This window comes from Enterobacter cloacae complex sp. ECL72, from assembly GCF_019056635.1.
Classification (GTDB): Bacteria; Pseudomonadota; Gammaproteobacteria; order Enterobacterales; family Enterobacteriaceae; genus Enterobacter; species Enterobacter hormaechei_C.
In genome coordinates this window covers 3,045,026-3,067,515 of sequence record NZ_CP077659.1, presented here as the reverse complement: position 1 = coordinate 3,067,515, position 22,490 = coordinate 3,045,026, and the positions used below count along the sequence as shown (strand labels likewise).

Here is a 22,490-nt window from a genome sequence, read left to right as displayed (position 1 = left end):
TATTACAGAATGCGGCTGATGAGGCGGTCGATACGGATCCGACGTAGACGGCGAATCAGCTTGCGAACTTTCACCGGATAATCAGCGATGCTTTGCAGATCGCGATAATGACGAACCACTGTAGTATGCGTGCGTATAAGCTCCAGCTCACGATCGCGTTTCGCGGCTAACGCATGCTGAGGATCGTGAATAAGGATGGCGTTTTCCAGATCCAGACGCCAGGCGCGTGGGTTGAGATTATTACCGGTCAGCAGCATCCACTCATCATCCACCCACATTCCTTTGAGGTGATAGCTGTTGTCTTCATCTTTCCAGAGACGCACAACCAGCTGGTCCGTGTTCACATAGTACTGTAAACGGCTCAGGAAGCGGCGCAGGTTAATCTCATAGAGATAAGGCAGTGCGCCGATGATCTTGAAAGGTTGATCTTCCGGAATGAAAAAGTCATTTGCCGTTTTATCCCCGACAATAATTTCCACCTTTTTACCATCACGCAGCAGCTGAATGATATTACGCACCAGAACGGCGGGAAGGTTGAAGTACGGGGTGCAGATGGTGAGCTTATGCTCCGCGCACGGCATCAAATGGAAGATGGTCTTGTTCAGCAGGCTGGATTTTCCCAGGCCTACCAGAGGCGTAACGGACAGTTCTTCATTACTGGCATCCCCCTGAAAACGATAAACCGCATCGCGCAGTTCCTGGCGGAAGGAGCGAACGTCGTTTTTGATTTCCGGGCTTTTCGGACGATGAGGATCGTCAAGACGGTGCACACCCCGGCCATGAACCAGGTTTTTATCAACCCAGTTGAACATGATGTCGGCCATCTGCGGATTGCGGATCAGATGGTAGCGATCGTAGCGGTATTTATTGAGCTGATGTAGATACACATCATTCAGGCTGGCACCGCTATAAAGGACGCTGTCATCAATGATAAATCCTTTAAAATGAAGAACGCCAAGCGCTTCACGGGTATTCACCGGTACGCCATACACCGGGATATCAATACCCGGATTTTCCTGGGCCGTGTGGCAATACCAGTCAGCATTGGTATTCGAGGCAGCGGCACCAATACGGCCGCGCTGAGCACGGTGCCAGTCAACCAGCACGCGAACATCCAGTTCTGGACGCTGACGTTTCGCTTCATAGAGCGCGTTCAGGATCGCACGCCCACCTTCATCTTGTTCAAGATAGAGCGCCACAATGCAAATACGTCGCGTAGCGCTGGCAATCTTTTCAAGAAGCGTCTCCCGGAAATGAGCGGGAGCATAAAAGAACTCTACATCATCAACTGACTGAGAAATCTTCGGTAGTTGAGCAAGGTGTTGTTGATGTTTATTACGCTTAAATTTTGACAACATCACAGTGCGTTTCTTCTCTGTTCATTGAAGGGTTGTCTGTACCAGGCAAACAACATAAGCGGACAATGATACCCCAGTGCCGCGAAAAGTGGGTAACATTTCCAGCAGCTTACTCTTGTTTATCCGTCGAAATCAGGCTGAGGGACAGAGAGACAATGCCTTCATCCAGCTGGATATCAACGTCAAAACCGAGCTTCCGCGCCAGGGTCACCATACCCCGATTGTTTGGCATAGTAATGCCATTCAGGCGTGACAATCCGTGATCGCGCGTATAACCAATGAGTTTTTCGAGCAGCCGTCTGCCCAACCCCAAACCCTTAAGATCGGAACGCACCAGTACGGCAAACTCCGCATCCACGTTATCCGGGTCGGAAATGGCACGCGTCACGCCGAGGATCTCCTCTCCCGCTCCGGAACGGCGGACCGCCACAATCGCCATTTCTCGATCGTAGTCGATCTGGGTCATATTGGCTAAATCGTCGTGGGTAAATTCATTGATTTCGCTGAAATAGCGATAGTACAAATCTTCCTTCGTCACCTGCGAGATGAACGCCCGCAGCAGCGGCTCGTCTTCCGGCAGGATAGGGCGAAACAGCGCCCGTTCCCCATTTTTCATCTCCACCCACTCTTCCAGATGAAGAGGATAAGGACGAATGGCGAGACGGCTTTCCCGATCACCGATAAAGGGCGCAATATCCAGCGTCACGTCCAGCGCGGTAAATTCATTTCCGGAGGCAAGAAGGGGGTGAATATCCAGGCGCTGGATCTCCGCACAGTCAACAATGAGGTTGGAGACCTTCACCAGAAACTGGCTTAATCCGGCGATATCAAGCGGCCGCAGAGCGCTTCTCCCGCGGATTTTTTTGCTTTTGATGGCCTGAATAATCAAATAACGCGCCAGGTTCATGTTTAGAGGAGGAAGCGCGACAACCGCCTGTTCTTCTGGCCGCCACTCAACGCCGCCTTCACCCAGCATAATGAGCGGACCAAAAACCGGATCGTGTTCGACAACCACGCGCAGCTCCTGTGCACCCGCACGGTTGGCCATGCTCTGCACCAGCAGGCCGTGGATCCGGGCCTGTGGCCACGTCATTTTTACGCGATCGATAATGGCATCCGCGGCCTGTTGTACTTCTGTCGCGGTGCGCAGATACAGCATGACGCCCTGTACATCCGATTTGTGCGGAATATCGGGAGAGCGCAGCTTCAGCGCGACCGGATAACCAATCTGCTCAGCGATATGTACCGCCTCAGCGCTGTCGCCGGCAATCCAGGTGGGCAGGGTTTGCATCCCATAGCTGCCAAGAATGGGTTGTACCTCATGTGTATCAAGAGAAGTGGCGCCCTCTTCGATGGCCTGCTGCAAAAGCCTGTGCACATCCACTGAATTTGCGGTGAGATTGCCCGGCAGGGCAGGCGTTTCACGCAGCTGCTTCTGGTTGCGGCGGTATTCAACCATATGCATAAACGCGGTAATGGTGCCCTCCGGGGTACGGTAGGTTGGCAACCCGGCTTCACTAAACAGACGCCGTGCCTCCTGGGAGGAGAACTCGCCGCACCAGTTGGTCAGCAGGGTAACGTATTTGCCGCGGGGATGTTTTCGGACTGCCTCAATCAGCGCACGCGCACTTTCGCTGCCTGGCGCAACCGCGCTGGGCGAATGGATAATCATCAGTGCATCAAAGTCCTGGCTATCGAGCAAAATCGTGATCGCCTTAATGTAACGATCGCTGCTGGCATCATCGCGCAAATCGAGGGGATTATCGGGAACAACGCTTCCCGGTAACGCGTCCCGCAGGCGCTGTAGCGTCTCTTCACCCAGAGTGGCCAGCTTGCCGTTGCGTAGCCAGAGCTCGTCCAGCGCCAGGGCGGCGGGAGCGGCACCGTTGCTGACAATCATCAACTTTTCACCGCGCAGGGGGCGCATGTGGCTTAACGTTTCGACGGCGGAAAAAAGCTCGTGCGTATCCTGTACCCGCAGTAAACCGGCGCGCTGGATCGCTGCATCCCATGCGGGATCCATCCCGGAACGGGAATGTAGCAGGCGCTGAGCCGCGGGGCTGCGCCCGCTTTTGATGACCAGTATCGGTTTATTTCGCGATGCGCTACGCGACGCCGACACAAAACGACGGGCGTCGCTCAGGTGTTCAAGGTAGAGCAGGATAGCGCTGGTTTTGCTGTCACGCGCCAGGAAATCCAGCAGCTCATCGACGTCAATGTCCAGGCTGTCGCCCAAAGCGATGAAGTAGGAAAAGCCCATCTCACGCTGCTGCGCCCAGTCGAGGATGGTATTGGATACCGCAGCCGACTGCGAAATAAAGGCCAGTTTGCCTTTGCGGATCGGAACCGGGGAAAAACTGGCATTCAGCCCTTGCCAGGGCGCAAGCAGACCGAGGCTGTTTGGACCAAGAATGCGCATCTGGTAGCGGCTGGCGCAGGCCAGCAGTTCGGGCTGCTGTTCAGGAGGCGAGGAAAGAATAATGCAGGTTTTACAGCCTTTCTGACCGAGCGACTCAAGCAGTTCGAGGTTTCGTTTCGCATGCGTACAGAGCACGGCGAGGTCGGGAACGAAAGGCAGGCTCTGCACATCCGGCCACGCCAGTACCCCCTGTACCGCCTTATAAGCGGGCGTAACGGGCATGACCGGGCCGTTAAACCCGCCAGCCAGCAGGTTACGCATCATCAGACACCCTGCGCGGTCCGGTTTCATCGAGGCGCCAATAACGGCAATGGATTTCGGACGGAGTAGCGCTTCTAACCCTCTCTGGCTCATGCAGGCCTCCCGTGAATGCAAGCGACCTGATGATTTTAAACGCTTTCTGTCTCTGTTGCTGTGACGCTACCCTTATGAACGGTTTTTCCCGCAAGATAACGTTCACGGAAGCAGGAGAAGTGGGAGCCCAGCGCGCCGGCCGCCTGGGTATCGCCCGCCAGATCCAGTAGCGCAATAGCGACTTCAGCGGTGCAATATTGACCGTCGGCATGCGCTTCACGCAAGCGATAGGCCGAAACGCGCGACAGATCGACGGAAATCACCGGCAGCGCATCAAGGTAAGGGCTTTTGCGAAACATCTTTCTCGCTTCGGTCCAGGTGCCGTCGAGCATAATAAACAGCGGCGGCTTACCGGATGGTGGCGCCGTAAGCACCTGACGTTGTTCGCCTGCATATGATGCCGGGAAAACGACCATAGGCTGATAGTCCGGGCTTGCCACCAGGTCGAGCAGAGCCTGAGGTGGCTCAGTGCGCGACCACTGAAACGCTGCGGTGTTGGGCAGAATATCGGCGATCAAACGCCCCGTGTTGCTGGGCTTCATCGGTTCGGTATCGAACATGACCAGACAAAAGCGGCTTTTCGCCTCGCTCGGTGCAAGCGTTTCGCACAGACACACTTTCAGCGGTAAAAGGCAGCGCTGGCAGCGGCGAATACGATTGCCTCGGGCCAGAAAAGGGCGGGTGGCGCGCGCAAGGCGCTCGGCGCGTAATTGAAGTACAGCGTTATCAGTCATGGGCGAAAAGGCAGGAAAAACCTCATTTTCGCAGAGGAGCGAACGGGGCACAAGCTATGCCCCGCGAATGTTACAGGGATTCGTTTAACCAGCTGTCGAAAGGCGCTTTCGGTACTGCACCATTGAGCATATCGATCACTTCACCATTTTTGAAAATCATAATGGTTGGAATGCTGCGAATGCGAAAACGGGCGCTGAGTTCACGTTCCGCTTCGGTATTCACTTTGACAAAACGCATTTTCCCGCTGCGCTCTTCAGCCACGTCTTCGAAGATGGGCGCAAAGTTACGGCAGGGGCCGCACCACGGTGCCCAGAAATCGACCACAACAGGCAGATCGTCCTTGAGGAGTTTGTCCAGCGTAGCACCCGTCGCGTTAATGACATCGCCATCAAATAATTCGTGGCCACAACGCCCGCATTTCGCACCGTCATCCACCCGGTCGTCCGGAATGCGGTTTACAGCCTGACAGTTGGCACATACGGTATTCATAACTAACCTCTGATAGAGCCGTGGAACAACGGCAGAACGCCGATAATGTTTCTGATATGTTACATATTATCAGTGAGCTTGTATGAAACGACAATGCGTTTTATTCAATGGGAACAATAGTCACAGGCTTTTGTACGAAATTATGGCTATGAGCTTGCACATCGGGTAATCTGCGCGCTTCGCGCAGCGCTGGTGGAGAAAAGCATGAACGACGAAATGAAAAACAAAAGCGGCAAGGTCAAAGTGATGTATGTCCGCAGTGATGATGACTCTGATAAACGCACCCAAAATCCGCGTACCGGAAAAGGTGGCGGGCGTCCGGCGTCTTCTCGTGCAGACGGTGGCCGTCGCCCCGCCCGCGATGACAGAAATAACCGCGGCGATGACCGCAAACGTGATGACCGTAAGCGTGACGATCGCAAACGCGATGATGTTGTCCGTGACGGTGGATCGCCATGGCGTACCGTTTCTCGCGCGCCCGGTGAAGAGGCGACCGAAAAAGCCGATCACGGCGGTATCAGCGGAAAAAGCTTTATCGATCCGGAAGTGCTGCGTCGTCAGCGTGCGGAAGAGACCCGTGTCTACGGTGAGAACGCCTGTCAGGCCCTGTTCCAGAGCCGCCCGGAGTGTATCGTTCGTGCATGGTTTATTCAGAGCGTGACCCCGCGTTTCAAAGAAGCGCTGCGCTGGATGGCGGCGAACCGCAAAGCCTATCACGTGGTTGACGATGCCGAGCTGACAAAAGCGTCCGGGACTGAACACCACGGCGGCGTCTGCTTCCTGATCAAAAAACGTAACGGCACTACCGTGCAGCAGTGGGTCAGCCAGGCGGATGCCGATGACTGCGTGCTGGCGCTGGAAGATGTGGGTAACCCGCATAACCTGGGCGCTATGATGCGTAGCTGCGCGCACTTTGGCGTGAAAGGCGTTCTGTTGCAGGATGCCGCGCTGCTGGAATCCGGTGCGGCGATTCGTACTGCGGAAGGCGGTGCGGAGCATGTTCAGCCGATCACCGGCGACAGCGTGCTGGAAGCCCTGGAGCAATTCCGTAAAGCGGGCTACACCATTGTCACCACCTCAAGCCGTGCCGCTACGCCGCTGTTTAAAGCGACGTTGCCGCGCAAAATGGTGCTGGTGTTAGGTCAGGAGCGTGATGGTCTGTCTGATGCGGCACTCTCCAGCGCTGACCTGAGCGTCTCTATCGACGGCACTGGCAACGTTGAAAGCCTGAACGTATCCGTTGCGACCGGCGTGCTGCTGGCGGAATGGTGGCGTCAGAACAAGGCATAAGCCTTTTATGTGCCGGGCCTGATCCGGCACATTCAAACCCTACTCGCTCTCTGCCGGTAACACAGGCATCCAGTCAATCGGCTTTTCGCCACGCTTTTCCAGCCACTCATTCGTCAGAACAAAATGATTACTGCCAAAGAAACCGCGATGCGCAGACAGCGGCGACGGGTGCGGTGCCTTCAGCACGTGATGACGCTGACGATCGATAATCGCCCCTTTCTTTTGGGCATGCGAACCCCAGAGTAAAAACACGACGCCTTCACGATGCTCATTGATCAGGCTGATAACCTTATCGGTAAAGGTTTCCCATCCCAGACTGGCGTGGGAGTGTGCCTGACCCGCCCGGACAGTTAATACGGTATTCAGCAACAGCACGCCCTGGCGCGCCCAGCTTTCCAGATAACCGTGATTAGGGCGGGTGAAACCAGGAATCGTTCCTTCCAGCTCTTTATACATATTCAGCAGAGAAGGGGGGATGGCCACGCCCGGACGCACGGAAAATGCCAGTCCGTGAGCCTGCCCGGGGCCGTGGTACGGATCCTGCCCCAGGATAACCACCTTTACATCACTCAGTTCGGTGTAGCGGAAGGCGTTAAACACATCTTTCTGCGGCGGATAAATTGTCTGGCCGGCCTGCCGTTCAGCCGCAACGGTACTGAGGGTGTTAATAAAATAGGGCTGCTGCTTCTCTTCTGCCAGCACGTCATGCCAGGTTAAAGGTGTTGTCATCTCGCTCTCCTGCGAATCTCATTCTGTGTCTAGCTTACCTGCTAAACCCCAATGAGCAAAATTACCCGCGGAAAAGCAGGCTAAGTGTCTCAATTTATGTTGAAAACCAGGCAGGATAAGTTGAATTGGTAAACCTTTAAAATTGATCTAAAACAAAAAATACAGACCACACTCTTTGTGTGGTTGGTGGTTTTGTTGATTTAAATCAATAAATCACCCGGGTCTGAATGTTATATATACACACAACAAACAATGGTTTTACCAATTGGCCGCAAAAGGCCAGCATCAGTTAATGTAGCCTAAGGGAGGCAACACATGATTACAGGTATCCAGATTACTAAAGCTGCAAATGACGATCTGCTGAACTCTTTCTGGCTGCTGGACAGCGAGAAAAACGAAGCGCGCTGTGTAGTAGCGAAAGCAGGTTTTGCGGAAGACGAAATCGTTCCGGTGAGCAAACTGGGCGAAATTGAATACCGTGAAATTCCAATGCAAGTGCAACCAGAAGTACGCGTGGAAGGCGGTCAGCACCTGAACGTTAACGTCCTGCGTCGCGAAACGCTGATGGATGCCGTTGAGCACCCGGAAAAATACCCGCAGCTGACCATCCGTGTGTCTGGCTATGCGGTGCGTTTCAACTCTCTGACCCCGGAACAGCAGCGCGACGTTATCGCGCGTACCTTTACTGAAAGCCTGTAAGGTTTCAGCTTCGGGGGTGGAATAAAAAAGCCGGGAATATCCCGGCTTTTTTTTACTCTTCCGTTTTTGTCTCTGGCGCAGCAGAACTTGGCTTACGGCGCTTACCAATATTTTTGGTATCGCGGTGGCGCTGTTTAACGCGCGGCTTCTCTTTTTCTTTCTCTTTTCTCTCAGCACGTTTCGCGAGCGCTTTCTTGGACGGTTTACCCGTCATTTTTTCACTCGGCGCACGTGTGGTCGGACGAAGCCCGTCAATCACGCGAGCTTTCAGCGGCTCCTCAACGTAGCGGCCAATTTTCTGTAGCAGCAAATGGTCGTGCGCTTCTACCAGAGAGATAGCAATACCTTTGCGGCCCGCACGGCCGGTACGACCAATACGGTGCAGGTAAGTATCACCGCTGCGCGGCATATCAAAGTTGATTACGTGGCTCACGTCCGGGATGTCGATCCCACGCGCGGCAACATCGGTGGCAACCAGCACATTCACGCGGCCATCGGTCAGGCGCTTAATCCCTTCGGTTCGCTTAACCTGCGCCATTTCACCTTCGAGATAGCAGTTGTTAATGCCGGCGTTGCGCAGCATTTCTGCCAGCTCATGCACGCGCTCACGTTTGCGTACGAAGACGATGGTACGGGTTGCCTCTTCCTGCTTCAGCAGGTGTTTCAACAACTCAACCTTATGCTCAAGGTTATCTGCGCGGTAGTACCACTGGTGGATCTTCTTACGCTCACGGGTCGATGGCGTAGCGGACACTTCCACCGGATCTTCCAGCAGACGTTCGGCGAAATCTTTAATGGCATCCCCTTCAAGGGTTGCCGAGAACAGCATTGTCTGATTACGCCAGCGCGTTTCACCCGCGATGTGTTCGATATCCTGGGCAAAGCCCATGTCCAGCATGCGGTCAGCTTCATCGAGAATCAGCGTTTCCACCGCGCGGCAGTCGAAGTTCTCTTCTTTTATGTATTGCAGCAGACGGCCCGTCGTCGCGACAACGATATCCTGGTTTTCGCTGAACACTTCGGCGTGGTTCATATACGCTACGCCGCCGGTGATGGTCGCGATATCCAGATGGGTGTTCGCCGCCAGCTCACGCGCGTGTTCGGCAACCTGCATCGCCAGTTCACGGGTCGGGGTCAGGATCAAAATGCGCGGCGGGCCTGATTTTTTACGCGGAAAGTCGAGCAAATGCTGCAACACAGGCAGCAAGTAGGCTGCTGTCTTCCCCGTGCCGGTTGGCGCAGAACCGAGCACATCGCGGCCCTCAAGCGCAGGCGGAATGGCCGCGGCCTGAATGACGGTCGGGCGTGTAAAGCCTTTGCTCTCAAGGGCATTGAGCAGGCTTTCATCGAGTTCAAGTTCGGAAAAAGTCGTTACAGTCATGTTCTACCTCTGTGTGGGGCGCTGATTATAGACGTTACGGCTGTAATCTTCATCTGTTTGTATGGATATCGCTTTTCGACCACTTCGCTTTCCCCTATGCTACTCCAGTTTCACTCAGAAGGTTGCCCTGACATGTCTCAACTCAAAGCGCAGTTGCGCCGCGATGGTTTTACGTTTAAACAGTTTTTTGTGGCGCACGATCGTTGTGCGATGAAAGTCGGCACAGACGGTATTTTACTGGGTGCATGGGCGCCTGTCGCAGGTGTAAAACGCATTCTGGATATTGGTACGGGCAGCGGACTTCAGGCGCTGATGCTCGCGCAGCGAACGGAAGAACACGTCACGATCGACGCCGTTGAGCTTGATCCTCAGGCGGCTCGGCAGGCAAGTGAAAACGCTGCCGACTCTCCGTGGGCAGATCGCATCAGGGTAGAATGCGCCGATGTCCTGACCTGGGCGTCGGAGCAAACCGCGCGTTACGATTTGATTGTCAGCAATCCGCCGTATTTCACGCCAGGCGTGGAATGTGGAACGCCAGAACGCGAGCAGGCACGTTACACCGGCTCGCTCGATCACAAGGCGCTACTGACCAGTGCGGCGGAGCTCATCTCGGAAGAGGGATTTTTCTGCGTGGTCTTGCCTGAAAGCACGGGTAATACCTTCATTGAGATCGCACGGGGGATCGGCTGGAATCTGCGTCTTCGTACCGATATTTCGGATACGGAAGGACGCTTACCGCACCGCGTGTTGCTGGCGCTCTCGCCGAAAGAGGGGGAATGCTTTATCGACAGGATGGTCATTCGTGGGCCAGACCAGCGTTATTCCGAAGATTACACTGCACTGACCCAGGCCTTTTATCTGTTTATGTGAACCTGCGGCGTCAACACCGACGGGCCGGACATTTCAAGCGGTTCGGGATAGTCCAGCGTATAATGCAGGCCACGGCTCTCTTTGCGCATCATCGCACAGCGCACAATCAGCTCGGCAACCTGCACAAGGTTGCGCAGCTCCAGCAGATTATTAGAAACGCGGAAGTTGGCGTAATATTCATCAATTTCCTGCTGCAACATCATGATGCGGCGTAACGCGCGTTCCAGACGCTTCGTTGTGCGTACAATCCCGACATAATCCCACATGAAAAGCCGCAGCTCGTGCCAGTTATGCTGGATAACCACCAGTTCGTCCGGGTTTTCTACCCGACTTTCATCCCATGCCGGCAAGTGTGTTGTCGGACGTGCATAGGGCATGCGTTTGGTAATATCTTCCGCAGCCGACCACCCATACACCAGACACTCCAGCAGCGAGTTTGAGGCCATGCGATTCGCACCATGCAGGCCGGTGTAGCTGACCTCGCCGATCGCATACAAACCATCCACGTCGGTACGACCATGATCGTCAACCATCACCCCGCCACAGGTATAGTGTGCGGCAGGTACAATCGGCACCGGATCGCGGGTTAAATCAATACCCAGACTCAGCAGCTTTTCATAAATCATCGGGAAGTGCTGGCGAATAAAGTCTTCCGGTTTATGGCTAATGTCCAGATACATACAGTCGACGCCAAGCCGCTTCATCTCGTGGTCAATGGCGCGGGCCACGATATCCCGCGGGGCAAGTTCACCTCGGGGGTCGAAGTCCGGCATAAACCGGGAACCGTCCGGACGCTTCAGATACGCGCCTTCGCCGCGCAACGCTTCAGTTAACAGGAAGTTACGTGCCTGCGGGTGGAACAGGGCGGTAGGATGGAATTGATTAAACTCCATATTCGCCACGCGGCAGCCTGCGCGCCAGGCCATGGCGATACCGTCTCCGGAGGCGATATCCGGGTTAGTCGTGTACTGGTAAACCTTGGAGGCGCCGCCAGTCGCCAGCACAACGGCTTTTGCCTGGCAGGTTTCCACCTTCTCTTTATTCCGATTCCACACCCATGCGCCGACAACACGGCGCGTGCCGGGCAGGCCAATCTTATCGGAAATAATCAGGTCGACGGCGTTGCTGCGCTCCAGCACCCGAATATTAGGATGGCTGAGGGCTTTGCTGACCAGCGTGGTTTCAACCGCTTTTCCGGTTGCATCAGCAGCGTGCAGAATACGGCGGTGGCTGTGCCCGCCTTCACGGGTCAGGTGATAGCTCTCTTCACCATTAGGCTGAACATGCGTATCAAACAGCACGCCCTGATCGATAAGCCATTGCACGCAGTGGCGGGCATTGCTGGCGACAAACTCTGCCGCATGCTCATCCACGATCCCGGCGCCGGCAATCAGGGTGTCTTCTACGTGCGAGGCTATACTATCCGTTTCATCAAACACGGCGGCAATACCGCCTTGTGCATAGAAGGTGGAACCTTCGCTCATCGGCCCTTTACTCAGCACGATTACGTTCTGATGTTCCGCCAGGCGCAGTGCGAGGGATAGGCCGGCAGCACCGCTGCCGATGATCAGTACATCACAATGAAGTTCAGGCGTCGTGTTCATGATGTTTGTTTAATTTACTAAACATGGTGTGGGGAGAATAGCATTGTGATGCGAGATATCGCACGTTTTTTTTGTTGTGTGTTGCAATGACTAAACGGAAGGCCAGAAGTTAAATCTGCGCTAAATGGCCGGAAATATTTTGCGAAGCAGATCGTTAGCTTCAGATTTTGTGGTGAAATAAAGCCTGTGTTGCGTTACTCTTCTGACGATAAAGTTGATGATTCTTGTCAGAAAGCGGGTGCGTATCGTGAACAGACTTATAATGAGAGAAAATGAACGGTCTGCGGCGCGATGAACAAAAACAAAGGCGTTACGGAACTTATTGAAGAACAGACACTCTAATTCGGTGCTTGCTCAAAGTGCAATGTTGTTAGAGTGGCGTTTCGATAACGCGTGGAATTTGGTTTGGGGAGACATTACCTCGGATGAGCGAGCAGTTAACGGACCAGGTCCTGGTTGAACGGGTCCAGAAGGGAGATCAGAAAGCTTTTAACCTACTGGTGGTGCGCTACCAGCATAAGGTAGCGAGTCTGGTTTCCCGCTATGTACCGTCAGGCGATGTTCCTGATGTGGTGCAAGAGTCTTTTATTAAGGCCTATCGCGCGCTGGATTCATTCCGGGGGGATAGTGCTTTTTATACCTGGCTGTATCGTATTGCAGTCAATACGGCTAAGAATTATTTGGTTGCTCAGGGCCGTCGTCCGCCTTCTAGTGACGTTGACGCTATCGACGCAGAAAACTTCGAAAGTGGTGGCGCGCTGAAAGAAATTTCGAACCCTGAGAACTTAATGTTGTCAGAAGAACTGAGACAAATCGTTTTTCGCACGATCGAGTCGCTCCCGGAAGATTTACGCATGGCAATTACGTTACGGGAGCTGGATGGCCTAAGCTATGAAGAGATAGCCGCCATCATGGATTGTCCGGTCGGCACGGTTCGTTCACGAATTTTCCGTGCGCGAGAAGCCATTGATAATAAAGTTCAACCGCTTATCAGGCGTTGACGATAGCGGGATACTGGAAAAGGTATTAGGCATGCAGAAAGAAAAACTTTCCGCTTTAATGGATGGTGAAACGCTGGATAATGAGCTGCTCGATGAGTTGTCTCATTCTCCCGAAATGCAACAGACCTGGGAGAGCTATCATCTTATCCGCGACTCTCTGCGCGGTGATACCAGCGAGGTTCTCCATTTCGATATCTCAGCACGCGTTATGGCGGCCATTGAGAACGAACCTGTTCATCAGACCACGCCGCTGATTCCTGAAGCGCAGCCTGCACCTCACCAATGGCAGAAAATGCCGTTCTGGCACAAGGTGCGTCCATGGGCCAGCCAGCTCACCCAAATGGGGGTCGCTGCGTGCGTATCGCTTGCAGTTATCGTTGGGGTCCAGCACTATAATACTCAGTCTGAAGCCAATCAGCAGCCTGAAGCGCCAGTGTTCAATACGCTGCCGATGATGGGTAAAGCCAGCCCGGTTAGCCTGGGCGTACCGGCAGATGCCTCCGCAAGCGGCGGACAACAACAGCAGGTACAGGAGCAGCGCCGTCGCATTAATGCGATGTTGCAGGATTACGAGTTGCAGCGCCGTCTGCACTCCGAGCAGCTTCAGTTTGAGCAGGCCCAAACCCAGCAGGCTGCTGTGCAGGTGCCAGGAAACCAAACTTTAGGAACGCAATCGCAGTAATGAAGCAACTTTGGTTCGCCATGTCTTTGATGGCGGGTAGCCTGTTCTTCTCTGCTAACGCCTCGGCTGATGTTTCATCCGGGGCGTTGTTGCAGCAAATGAATCTGGCCAGCCAGTCACTCAATTACGAGTTGGCATTTATCAGCATCAATAAGCAGGGTGTCGAATCGTTACGCTATCGCCACGCCCGCCTTGATAACCAGCCGCTCGCCCAGCTTTTACAGATGGATGGCCCGCGTCGGGAAGTGGTCCAGCGTGGGAACGAAATCAGCTATTTCGAGCCTGGCCTTGAGCCGTTTACGCTCAATGGTGACTACATCGTTGACTCCCTGCCGTCGCTCATTTACACCGATTTTAAACGTCTCGCCCCCTACTATGATTTTATCTCGGTGGGGCGAACGCGTATTGCCGACAGGCTGTGCGAAGTGATCCGCGTTGTTGCGCGGGATGGGACACGTTACAGCTATATCGTCTGGATTGACGCAGAGACGAAGCTGCCGATGCGCGTTGATCTGCTCGATCGCGACGGTGAGACGCTGGAGCAGTTCCGCGTGATCTCCTTCGATGTGAACAGTCAGGTTGGCAACAGCATGCAGAATCTGGCCAAAGCCAGCCTGCCGCCTTTGCTTTCCGTGCCTGCCGGCGATTCTGTCTATTTTAACTGGGTACCATCCTGGATCCCGCAAGGGTTCAGCGAAGTTTCCAGCAGCCGTCGCCAGCTCCCAACCATCGAAACACCAGTTGAGTCGCGACTCTATTCCGATGGGCTGTTTAGCTTCTCGGTGAATATCAATCGCGCTACGGCGAACAGTTCCGAACAGATGCTCCGTACCGGTCGCCGGACGGTCAGCACGACGGTGCGCGATAATGCGGAAATTACCATTGTCGGTGAATTACCGCCGCCAACGGCAAAACGTATTTCAGACAGCATTAAATTCAGGGCTGCGCAATGATTAAAGAGTGGGCCACGGTCGTATCCTGGCAGGATGGCGTAGCGCTTGTCAGCTGTGACGTTAAAGCATCATGCAGCAGCTGCGCTTCGCGAGCCGGTTGCGGCAGCCGCGTGTTGAATAAGCTGGGGCCGCAAACGTCGCACACTATTGCTGTGCCGAGCGATCAGCCGCTGGTGGCAGGGCAAAAAGTGGAGCTGGGCATCGCTGAAGGTAGCCTGCTCACTTCCGCCATGCTGGTTTACCTTTCTCCGCTGGCAGGTCTGTTCGTGATGGGCGGGGTTTTCCAGATGCTGTTCGGCACAGATTTGGCCGCCATGTGCGGGGCCGCTTTGGGCGGCGTGGGCGGGTTCTGGCTTGCTAAAGGCGTTTCCCCAAGGCTTGCCGCCCGGGAAGCGTGGCAGCCCGTTATCCTCAGCGTTGCACTGGCACCCGACCAACTTCGTGTTGAGACGCTCTCTTCTGAGGCCCGGTAATCTGCCGGGCTTTATTATTATTTACATCGCAATAAAGAAAACGCCGTCTCTTCGCGCTATACCTGGCTCTAAGTGCATTTCCAGCTGACGAGGATGTAGTGTAGAATGCTGCGTTTTCGCACTGAAAAACGTCAGGCTAAGAACAGCGGCCTCCAGGAATTCGTAAGGCATAATTATTTAACTATATGAAGAACATACGTAACTTTTCGATCATTGCTCACATCGATAATTGATACCCCGCCAGCCTCCGCAAACCTCCGACAAAAACGCCTCAAGATCCCCATCAAATCAGCCTTTCCAAAAATTATACTGTTTGCATGTACAGTCAACCTACGACATCATAAGTCATGGTTTTTGTGTCCACCAGTGCGTCCATATTCTATGATGGACACATAACCTCCCGTTCTGATGGACACACGCAGGGACAAATCATGGCTATTTCAGATAGTTATCTAAAGTCGTGCCTTGGGCGCGAACGAGACAAAGTTGAAGAAAAGGCAGACCGTGATGGTCTGTGGGTACGCATCTCCAAAAAGGGGGCCGTTACTTTTTTCTACCGATTCCGCTTCCTGGGCAAACAGGACAAGATGACGATCGGCAGCTATCCGGAGTTCGGATTAAAAGCCGCGCGCGATGAAGTCGCAAAGTGGGCAGCTATTCTTGCCCGTGGCGAAAACCCTCGGATCAGGCAAAGCCTCGATAAAGCCAAGATTAACAGCCAGTACACCTTCGAAGAGCTGTTCCGTGAATGGCACTCAATGGTCTGCATTCAGAAAGAATCAGCCGGGCAGGTCCTCCGCTCGTTTGAACTGCACGTTTTCCCCAAGCTCGGGAAATACCCTGCGCATCAGCTCACGCTACACAACTGGCTCACTGTCCTGGACAGATTGGCCCAGGGTTACAGCGAGATCACCCGGCGCGTGATCAGCAACGGCCGACAGTGTTATTCCTGGGCAGTGAAACGGCAACTGCTGGAAGTTAACCCGCTGTCAGAAATGTCTGGGCGTGATTTCGGCATCCAGAAACAAATGGGTGAGCGAACCCTGGACCGTAAAGAACTGGCGATTGTCTGGCGAGCCATTGAGGATTCCCGCCTCATTGAGCGAAACAAGATCCTCTATAAATTGTCTCTGATATGGGCGTGCAGGGTTGGCGAACTCCGGCAGGCTGAAGTCGCACACTTTGATTTTGAAGAAGGGATCTGGACTGTTCCATGGGAAAACCACAAGACAGGGCGGAAGACAAAGAAACCGATAATTCGACCTATCATCCCGGAAATGCTCCCGCTGATAAAACGGGCCATTGAGCTGGCGCCAGGACGCTTTGTTTTTTCAAAATATGAAGACAAGCCGATGAGTGAAGGCTTCCATATGAGCATCAGCAGTAACCTGGTTAAGTTCATGCTCAAGGCCTATAACGAGCAGGTCCCACACTTTACTATTCATGATCTGCGCAGGACTGCGCGAACGAATTTCTCAGAGCTAACCGAGCCGCATATCGCCGAAATAATGCTTGGCCACAAACTGCCTGGTGTGTGGTCAGTGTACGACAAGCACACCTATGTTGAGGAAATGAGAGTGGCATATGGTAAGTGGTGGGCCCGACTTATGAGCATCGTCGAGCCCGACATTCTGGAGTTCACGCCGCGTCAGGTCGGGTGAGACGGCCTTTATCATCACGGGTTAGGTTCAGGTGAGACATCGGCTTACGGGTTGATCGTGACATCTCTTTAATCTGCCAGGCGGTGACTTTGGTTCTGAGCCATTTATTGGGTCCACCCATGTAAGCGCAATCTGGCTCAGGGAAAGGGTTCTCGTTTGGGGCTCTTTTCCTGTAGCGTTCGAGCGTACGTGAGGAAATACACAGCTGCCCGCAGATGTCTTTAGTGCTCATCAGCTCAAATTTATTCGTTGCTTTGCTCATCTTCGTTCTCCAAGGGCCCCAACCGGGGCCGTTTGATAATTCTTTATCAGGACGCCTGGCCGGGAAGGGCACGCAAGCGGCGCATGCCTGTCATTGCCGTGGCCACATAGCTCGCCTTGCGGTTCACCACCTCCACCCAGACCTTCACGCCTTCAACCTTCACCGTATACGTCTCTTTCATCTTGCTGCGCCCATAGTCGCCGTATCTTTGCTGGTGGGCTGCCAGCGCGATGTCGCATGCCTGACGCGCTAACGGGGATTGCTGGTTACCTCGGTTAATCAGTCGCATGGCCATCTCCTTCGATACGCTTAAACTTGATCACATAGACCCATGGGTTAGCTCGCCAGCTGTCAGAACCGTAGATAGACCGCCATAACGCTGCGTAAGCCTCTTTAACGTCACGTGCCGAGGAGCCAGAAATTCCCTCCGAACGTGCGTCTTCCTCACTGATATCGTTCAGCTGCTCGACCCGTACATCGGTGATCTCCAGCAGAATACGGCTGGCCCAGCGCGGCATGTGGATGCTGGGTGTCCAGCGGACATCCTCTGCCGGCGGCACGTTCTCGTAATGAGTTGGAACATGCGCAGGGTAATTCGCGAGATAAAGTTTCAGATCCGGCGCGCTTGCTCCAGCCTCTGCCCACGTCTCCCGCACCCAGATGCGATCACCGACGACACCGAACGGGCAATGGATTGCGATATCTTCAATTTTCGGCAACAACAGTCCGTTAAGAGGCCTGCTTAACCACATACCGGATAAACTTCCGCTTAATGTTCCCTCTGGCTGCGGCTTGATGATCCGCCGCGTCTGCGTCTTCCGTCCATCGAGGATCGCCCGCACCATCTCACCGTTAAAAATCATTCCGCGTTCGATAATTTTCGTCATATCGTTACCGGGAGGGCGAACCCTCCCGCCTCCCTTAGGCCACATATTCCGGTTTCATATCATCGAGGGTGATGCGGTACTTATCGTGCAATTCATCACCCAAGTGCCGTTTAGCCGCCAAGAGCATCTTTTCAACTTCCTCGAAGCGTTCTCCCGCACCTTCCACTCCCGGTTTTGGAAGTGCTTTGATAGCTGTATCAACTTTGTTTTTCGCATTCACAAAGTGGTACCGGCGCGTAGCTTTGTTTTTCAGTTCGGTGTGCAATGCTGCACCCAGTACGGATTTAGAAGCATTGATGTCGTTTCCGACGGTAGTGGCATCGTCCAGAGTTTCAGCAGAATCAATCCGTTTACGGTATTCATCAGCCAAAGTGTCGATATTTACTGAGGACTGCTGCGCGTTCTGTGTGGTAGATAAGTTGTCATCAGTAATTTCAGTCAAACTTATGTGCTGCACAGGGGCAGGGTTTACCTCCCGTTCTTCACGCCGATCATCCAGCTCGTCCGGGGTATAAACGCCCAGAATCACATCCGGGCAGAACAGGCGGGCCCAGCGCTTCACTGCGAGATATGCAAGCTGCTGGCGCGGGTCGTCAGCCCAGAGCGTTGAGTTACGGGTGCGAGCCTGAGCCAGCAGTAAATCGAGTTCTCTCGGCTGATCTTCACCCTTCAGGGTTGCGCGGATAATAATGCCGATCCCGGCTTCGTCAGCCAGGGTCCAGCCAGGGACCCGGTACTCGCCTTTTTCGCCTTTACGAATATGGAATTTTCCAACAACTTTTTCCCATGGCCCGTACCACTCATATTCAAAGCGGCTGGCAAGCACGCCGCTACGCGAAATGACGGCATTGACCAACTGCGCTTCGTACCCGAGCACACCATTAATCAGGTGCGTCTTCTGTGCTACAGCAAAGGGATTCATCTGCCATTGTGCTGCCTGCATCGCTACGGCCATGCAATCGGCCTGATTGCCCTGAAGATGCTTAGGAACTGTCGCGGTGCCCTGAGCCATAATCTGCGCAAAAGTGCTGATGGCGTTAAGGTATTGAGAATCGAACAGTGCCACGTTGGAATTAATAACGGTGTTCTGATCAGCAACGGTAACGTTGGTATTTTGCATATATCCCCCTTATGCCTGAGTACGCAGCGCTTCGAGGCGGCGCAGGTCGAAGTCGTTCAGTTCGTCGGTGTAGTCGGCAGTGATTGGTGCTGGCCATTCACCTGTGTCGAATCCGGTTGCGATAGCGCGCATCGCTTTGCGGTACTCGAGCATGCCCAGCTCCAGCAGTTCAGCGGATGCCTCGATGATGGCGATCCAGTGGTAGTTCTCGTCTTTGTTGACGAAAATCCAGAAGAACTGGTCCAGCGCCGCGGTTTCGCAGTACATGGCTGCGCTCAGGTGATAGTCGCGGTCAATGATTTCCCGGTGCAGTCTGGCGCGCAGGCTTTCCTGCTTTACGTTCCACATGCTGATAGTTTTCAGGTCTGCGCCGATACGCACACCGTCCAGGTCGATCTCGAGGTCCGGGCGCACACGAACTTCCAGGCCCGTCTCCTCGTCAAAGCCGAAGTAACTCACCTCGACGGCACGGCTCGGGTGGGTCAGCAGCATGCTGGCGGTCGGGTGAGCCAGAAGCGCTTTTTGAATATTCAGTGCGGTGCCCAGCTGCTGGCGGGTAACCAGCACTTTCCCCTCCGGGTTATCGCGCCAGGCATCCAGCAGCTCGTCGGCAAACACGGCATCTGGTTTGACTGTCTTCACGGCCTGAATCAGATCGGTCTTAGTGCCAGATACTTTCAGCGGCCGTGGCTTCTGCGCTTCCTGCGCCACCATGTCAGGGTTGATGATCGCTAACTGCTCGAGCAGCGCGTCACGGCTGCCGCTAGTTTTAACCGGCGTCGGCAGGGTGGCGTTGTACTCTTTGATGCAGGCTTTCATTGCCGTTGCCGTCTGCTTCTGGTCTGCATCGATACGCTGGAAGTTAGCTGGCAGCGTCATATAGTTCTGCGCTGTTTCTTCCAGGCTAGCGCCCAGCGGCACCTGAGCGGGCAGCGTGGCGTTATGCTCTTCAAGAAATCTTTTGATATCGTCTGCGCTCAGCAGTACAGGCAGGCCGTTGTTGTACTCATCGATAAAGGTGCGCAGTGTCGCCGTGGTGGTGAATGCGCCTTCTGGGATAACCGGTTCAATGCTGAACTCTGCATCCAGCTGTTCAGGCTGCAACGCCAGCGCATGCACTAAGTTGCCCATGTCCAGAACTGCGGAGCGCTCTTTGACGATGGTTTTTTCAACGTGGCGCGCATTGAAGTACATCAGCGACACGCGCGCATCTTTTACCTGGGTAGAGCTGATGCCGTTAGCGGCGTGATAAACCTCGTTCGGAAGACCTTCATAGCGGCCTGGCTCGAAATAAGCAGGATATTCAACAGCTGGTTCTTCCTGATGCACTTCTGGTTCGTTTTGTGCCGATTCTGGTTCGTTCTGGTCTACTGAATCAGGAATTTGGGTTGCATCATCCCTGTCCTGGCTGGCGAGACTCGGCGCGCTGGTGGCCAGAATCTCAGCGGCAGACGGCTCTACGGTAGCTGGTTCCTCACCAGTGTCAGCACTGCTTTCACCTGGCTGCAATACGACTTTGCCCGGTGACAGCGCATCACAAGTCGGTTCTTCATTACTGTTATTCTCTTGAACCTGCACATTGCTGGTGGTCTCCACTTCCGTTTTTTCTGCTTCATTTGAGGCGCTCTGGTTGAGCAGGCCTTCAATGGAAAACATGCCGTTGCCCATACTTGTGATTTCCGGCTGCTCTTTCATTTCCTCAGCGCGGCGCGCACCTTCTTCACGAATCCGTTGTAAATTCTCTTCGTGAGTAGTGGTGGTCATACGGTGGGTTATTTCCCATTTCGGATCTGTTGGGTCGCTAATACCCTCGACAAATTCTCCACGTTCGGCTGCCAGCTGCTTGTCCACGCCTTCACGTGAAATAACTGGGGCGGCAGAAGGCAGCGGCATTAACTCGGTCGTGGAGTTGAAATTTGTGGTCATTGTTCGATTAACAAATTCCAGATGAGCAGCAGGGGTCTTGTGGATGTTCTCAGGAGCGATACGCACGAGATTGAAGATTGCTGTGCGGTTCACTGCCAGCACCCCCGGTTGATTACGCAGGATGTTGCTCCACGATTTCCACGGTTCCTCTTTTTTAGCGACGATCTCCTTCGCGCGGCGCAGCACGCTGCCTGGTATTTCGTGTGGGTTGAAATCCATGGGTAGCAGGGCGCAGGCAATTTCAAGATCAAGAGAATCAAGCGTATGGTGCGCCCCTTCGCCGCGGTCCGTTTTATAGCCCCCGTCGGCATTAGTACCGGAGTCAGTACGCTGCACGGCGCTGATGCGGTTACCTTTGGCCCATTCTTTTGTCAAAATTCCACGATCGAGGTGTGATGTTTCTGCCCATACTTGCGTAAACTTCAAAATCAGAGAGAGTTCGTGACGTTTCTCCATATCAAAAACGTCTCTGACGGCTCTGGTGTATTTCCACAGAAATGGCATATCCAGAGTCTGGATCTTTTCTACGCTTGCGGCTGCCAGCAGCAGGTTCTGGACGTATCCGTTATCAGTGTCCATTTCCAGCGTGCTTATTTCCTGATACTCCGCCTGCGTGAGGTGATAGCGAAGTTCATCCGACGTAAGCTGCGACAACAGCTGCTTGCGGAACGACATTTGCACGATCGGGTAGCGCGTGTTTTCGTCGTCGCCTTCGTCAATCTTCAGATCAGAATTGGTCGGAGGAACTGCATCAGCCTCGTTAAAAGCCTGTTCGTCGACGATTTCACCAGTAGACGTGTCAACGCCATTAACGACCGTGGCTTCGGCCATTTCCGCTTTTTGTGTTGCAGGATGCTCGGGCAGAGAAACCCCAGGGATCTGCTCCCAGTTCATTTTGCCTTTATCGAGCTGATAATAATCACAGAAGGTAAAACTGATTTCGCCTTCCGGTGGAAGTTCGTTTACAACAGGGAAATTAGTTGCGACCGCTTTGTAATAGTCTTTAAATTTGCGACCGGACTTAAGCAGTAAATAATCCAGGGTGGCATTAGCGGTTTCAAAGTCCTCGCTGCACCATAAAACTGCATCAGGCTGACCAGATTGTTTTTTTGCTCTTCGAACAAGAAATACAGGGTTCGTGTTAGTCATGACACATAATCCTCTTATCGTGTAGACTGGAGGTGCCTGAAAGACACCTCGTATTTACCTGGGGATGTCCGGTTCGCTTTGGTCGGTGAGACCGGACAGGCAGGCCCACTTCGGTGGGCTTTTTAATGGACAGTGATGAATGCACGCTCCATGAAGTTGCGCTTGTGCTGGCGATAGCTGCCGTGCCCGCTCTTTTCACCATCTTTAATTTTCACGGCCAGCAGGCTGATAGCCTCGATAGCGCAGTGCGGACAGTCGAACGAGTCAAGAACATAACCCCCATCAAGTACGACGGTGGTTTCGCCGTTTTCAGTGGTATGAATCAGGCCAGATACTTTCTTGTCGCAGTTGAATAAAGCGATGCTTTTGTTAATTGCTTTCAGATTTAATTCGACTTTTACGATTTCCATAGAATGTTCCTTTTGGTTTATTCAGGGTGTAAGAATCC

The 22,490-nt window shown here is 53.7% G+C and carries 21 protein-coding genes; 8 read left to right on the top strand and 13 right to left on the bottom strand.

The window, feature by feature from the left end:
- Positions 1-2 precede the first annotated feature (2 nt).
- The 4 genes from pssA to trxC form a co-directional block, all read right to left on the bottom strand.
- A complete protein-coding gene (pssA, locus tag KTH07_RS14845) occupies positions 3-1,358 on the bottom strand; it encodes a CDP-diacylglycerol--serine O-phosphatidyltransferase (RefSeq protein ID WP_063162023.1) in 1,356 nt (451 codons plus the stop codon).
- Between the two features lie 109 nt (positions 1,359-1,467).
- Positions 1,468-4,131, bottom strand: a complete 2,664-nt coding sequence (gene pat / locus KTH07_RS14835; RefSeq protein ID WP_023304258.1) for a protein lysine acetyltransferase — start codon at positions 4,129-4,131, stop codon at positions 1,468-1,470.
- 35 nt (positions 4,132-4,166) lie between these two features.
- Entirely contained in the window at positions 4,167-4,865 is a 699-nt protein-coding gene (gene tapT / locus KTH07_RS14830; RefSeq protein ID WP_015572132.1) for a tRNA-uridine aminocarboxypropyltransferase, read from the bottom strand.
- A 70-nt stretch (positions 4,866-4,935) separates the two neighbouring features.
- The gene (trxC, locus tag KTH07_RS14825; RefSeq protein ID WP_015572133.1) at positions 4,936-5,355 is read right to left on the bottom strand and encodes a thioredoxin TrxC; all 420 of its coding nucleotides are present in this window, start codon (positions 5,353-5,355) and stop codon (positions 4,936-4,938) included.
- A 204-nt stretch (positions 5,356-5,559) separates the two neighbouring features.
- Here trxC and KTH07_RS14820 point away from each other — a divergent pair, with 204 nt between their 5' ends.
- Complete coding sequence (locus KTH07_RS14820; RefSeq protein ID WP_017383555.1) at positions 5,560-6,645, top strand: tRNA/rRNA methyltransferase; 1,086 nt, start codon at positions 5,560-5,562, stop codon at positions 6,643-6,645.
- 39 nt (positions 6,646-6,684) lie between these two features.
- Here the strand turns inward: KTH07_RS14820 and ung are convergent, their stop codons facing one another.
- Entirely contained in the window at positions 6,685-7,374 is a 690-nt protein-coding gene (gene ung / locus KTH07_RS14815; protein WP_003860729.1) for a uracil-DNA glycosylase, read from the bottom strand.
- Between the two features lie 315 nt (positions 7,375-7,689).
- Here ung and grcA point away from each other — a divergent pair, with 315 nt between their 5' ends.
- Positions 7,690-8,073, top strand: coding sequence for an autonomous glycyl radical cofactor GrcA (grcA, locus tag KTH07_RS14810; protein ID WP_003860727.1), 384 nt, complete (start codon positions 7,690-7,692; stop codon positions 8,071-8,073).
- 52 nt (positions 8,074-8,125) lie between these two features.
- On the opposite strand, the gene srmB is transcribed toward grcA, so the two are convergent.
- Entirely contained in the window at positions 8,126-9,454 is a 1,329-nt protein-coding gene (gene srmB / locus KTH07_RS14805) for an ATP-dependent RNA helicase SrmB (protein WP_032619243.1), read from the bottom strand.
- A 132-nt stretch (positions 9,455-9,586) separates the two neighbouring features.
- On the opposite strand from srmB, the gene KTH07_RS14800 reads away from it, so the two are divergent.
- Positions 9,587-10,324: a tRNA1(Val) (adenine(37)-N6)-methyltransferase gene (locus KTH07_RS14800; protein WP_015572137.1), complete on the top strand. Its 738-nt coding sequence runs from the start codon at positions 9,587-9,589 to the stop codon at positions 10,322-10,324.
- Here KTH07_RS14800 and nadB read toward each other — a convergent pair.
- A complete protein-coding gene (nadB, locus tag KTH07_RS14795; RefSeq protein WP_017692868.1) occupies positions 10,309-11,928 on the bottom strand; it encodes an L-aspartate oxidase in 1,620 nt (539 codons plus the stop codon). The two genes, KTH07_RS14800 and nadB, sit on opposite strands and share 16 nt — an antisense overlap.
- Positions 11,929-12,353: 425 nt before the next feature.
- Between nadB and rpoE the strand changes: the two genes are divergently transcribed.
- From rpoE to KTH07_RS14770, 5 genes are all read left to right on the top strand, one after another.
- Positions 12,354-12,929, top strand: a complete 576-nt coding sequence (gene rpoE / locus KTH07_RS14790; RefSeq protein WP_006176728.1) for an RNA polymerase sigma factor RpoE — start codon at positions 12,354-12,356, stop codon at positions 12,927-12,929.
- A gap of 31 nt (positions 12,930-12,960) precedes the next feature.
- Positions 12,961-13,611, top strand: a complete 651-nt coding sequence (rseA, locus tag KTH07_RS14785; protein WP_015572138.1) for an anti-sigma-E factor RseA — start codon at positions 12,961-12,963, stop codon at positions 13,609-13,611.
- Positions 13,611-14,564: a sigma-E factor regulatory protein RseB gene (gene rseB, locus KTH07_RS14780; protein WP_023304255.1), complete on the top strand. Its 954-nt coding sequence runs from the start codon at positions 13,611-13,613 to the stop codon at positions 14,562-14,564. Before rseA ends, rseB begins: the two co-directional genes overlap by 1 nt.
- Complete coding sequence (gene rseC / locus KTH07_RS14775; protein ID WP_006811609.1) at positions 14,561-15,037, top strand: SoxR-reducing system protein RseC; 477 nt, start codon at positions 14,561-14,563, stop codon at positions 15,035-15,037. The genes rseB and rseC overlap by 4 nt, the downstream gene beginning before the upstream one ends.
- A gap of 431 nt (positions 15,038-15,468) precedes the next feature.
- Positions 15,469-16,698, top strand: coding sequence for a site-specific integrase (locus KTH07_RS14770; protein WP_006811608.1), 1,230 nt, complete (start codon positions 15,469-15,471; stop codon positions 16,696-16,698).
- On the opposite strand, the gene xis is transcribed toward KTH07_RS14770, so the two are convergent.
- The 6 genes from xis to KTH07_RS14740 form a co-directional block, all read right to left on the bottom strand.
- Entirely contained in the window at positions 16,676-16,930 is a 255-nt protein-coding gene (gene xis / locus KTH07_RS14765) for an excisionase Xis (RefSeq protein WP_229692509.1), read from the bottom strand. The genes KTH07_RS14770 and xis overlap by 23 nt on opposite strands.
- 76 nt (positions 16,931-17,006) lie before the next feature.
- Positions 17,007-17,249, bottom strand: a complete 243-nt coding sequence (locus tag KTH07_RS14760) for a DUF4060 family protein (RefSeq protein WP_017692869.1) — start codon at positions 17,247-17,249, stop codon at positions 17,007-17,009.
- The gene (locus KTH07_RS14755) at positions 17,236-17,847 is read right to left on the bottom strand and encodes a hypothetical protein (RefSeq protein WP_063162024.1); all 612 of its coding nucleotides are present in this window, start codon (positions 17,845-17,847) and stop codon (positions 17,236-17,238) included. Before KTH07_RS14755 ends, KTH07_RS14760 begins: the two co-directional genes overlap by 14 nt.
- 34 nt (positions 17,848-17,881) lie before the next feature.
- Entirely contained in the window at positions 17,882-18,967 is a 1,086-nt protein-coding gene (locus tag KTH07_RS14750) for a RecT family recombinase (RefSeq protein ID WP_022651666.1), read from the bottom strand.
- Between the two features lie 9 nt (positions 18,968-18,976).
- Positions 18,977-22,042, bottom strand: a complete 3,066-nt coding sequence (locus KTH07_RS14745) for a RecE family exodeoxyribonuclease (RefSeq protein WP_063162025.1) — start codon at positions 22,040-22,042, stop codon at positions 18,977-18,979.
- 122 nt (positions 22,043-22,164) lie between these two features.
- Entirely contained in the window at positions 22,165-22,452 is a 288-nt protein-coding gene (locus KTH07_RS14740) for a hypothetical protein (RefSeq protein WP_022651664.1), read from the bottom strand.
- Positions 22,453-22,490: the final 38 nt, after the last annotated feature.

Coding starts and splice junctions, on each gene's coding strand:
- pssA (WP_063162023.1), bottom strand. CDS start 1,358: ATGTTGTCAAAATTTAAGCGTAATAAACATCAACAACACCTTGCTCAA.
- pat (WP_023304258.1), bottom strand. CDS start 4,131: ATGAGCCAGAGAGGGTTAGAAGCGCTACTCCGTCCGAAATCCATTGCC.
- tapT (WP_015572132.1), bottom strand. CDS start 4,865: ATGACTGATAACGCTGTACTTCAATTACGCGCCGAGCGCCTTGCGCGC.
- trxC (WP_015572133.1), bottom strand. CDS start 5,355: ATGAATACCGTATGTGCCAACTGTCAGGCTGTAAACCGCATTCCGGAC.
- KTH07_RS14820 (WP_017383555.1), top strand. CDS start 5,560: ATGAACGACGAAATGAAAAACAAAAGCGGCAAGGTCAAAGTGATGTAT.
- ung (WP_003860729.1), bottom strand. CDS start 7,374: ATGACAACACCTTTAACCTGGCATGACGTGCTGGCAGAAGAGAAGCAG.
- grcA (WP_003860727.1), top strand. CDS start 7,690: ATGATTACAGGTATCCAGATTACTAAAGCTGCAAATGACGATCTGCTG.
- srmB (WP_032619243.1), bottom strand. CDS start 9,454: ATGACTGTAACGACTTTTTCCGAACTTGAACTCGATGAAAGCCTGCTC.
- KTH07_RS14800 (WP_015572137.1), top strand. CDS start 9,587: ATGTCTCAACTCAAAGCGCAGTTGCGCCGCGATGGTTTTACGTTTAAA.
- nadB (WP_017692868.1), bottom strand. CDS start 11,928: ATGAACACGACGCCTGAACTTCATTGTGATGTACTGATCATCGGCAGC.
- rpoE (WP_006176728.1), top strand. CDS start 12,354: ATGAGCGAGCAGTTAACGGACCAGGTCCTGGTTGAACGGGTCCAGAAG.
- rseA (WP_015572138.1), top strand. CDS start 12,961: ATGCAGAAAGAAAAACTTTCCGCTTTAATGGATGGTGAAACGCTGGAT.
- rseB (WP_023304255.1), top strand. CDS start 13,611: ATGAAGCAACTTTGGTTCGCCATGTCTTTGATGGCGGGTAGCCTGTTC.
- rseC (WP_006811609.1), top strand. CDS start 14,561: ATGATTAAAGAGTGGGCCACGGTCGTATCCTGGCAGGATGGCGTAGCG.
- KTH07_RS14770 (WP_006811608.1), top strand. CDS start 15,469: ATGGCTATTTCAGATAGTTATCTAAAGTCGTGCCTTGGGCGCGAACGA.
- xis (WP_229692509.1), bottom strand. CDS start 16,930: ATGAGCACTAAAGACATCTGCGGGCAGCTGTGTATTTCCTCACGTACG.
- KTH07_RS14760 (WP_017692869.1), bottom strand. CDS start 17,249: ATGCGACTGATTAACCGAGGTAACCAGCAATCCCCGTTAGCGCGTCAG.
- KTH07_RS14755 (WP_063162024.1), bottom strand. CDS start 17,847: ATGACGAAAATTATCGAACGCGGAATGATTTTTAACGGTGAGATGGTG.
- KTH07_RS14750 (WP_022651666.1), bottom strand. CDS start 18,967: ATGCAAAATACCAACGTTACCGTTGCTGATCAGAACACCGTTATTAAT.
- KTH07_RS14745 (WP_063162025.1), bottom strand. CDS start 22,042: ATGACTAACACGAACCCTGTATTTCTTGTTCGAAGAGCAAAAAAACAA.
- KTH07_RS14740 (WP_022651664.1), bottom strand. CDS start 22,452: ATGGAAATCGTAAAAGTCGAATTAAATCTGAAAGCAATTAACAAAAGC.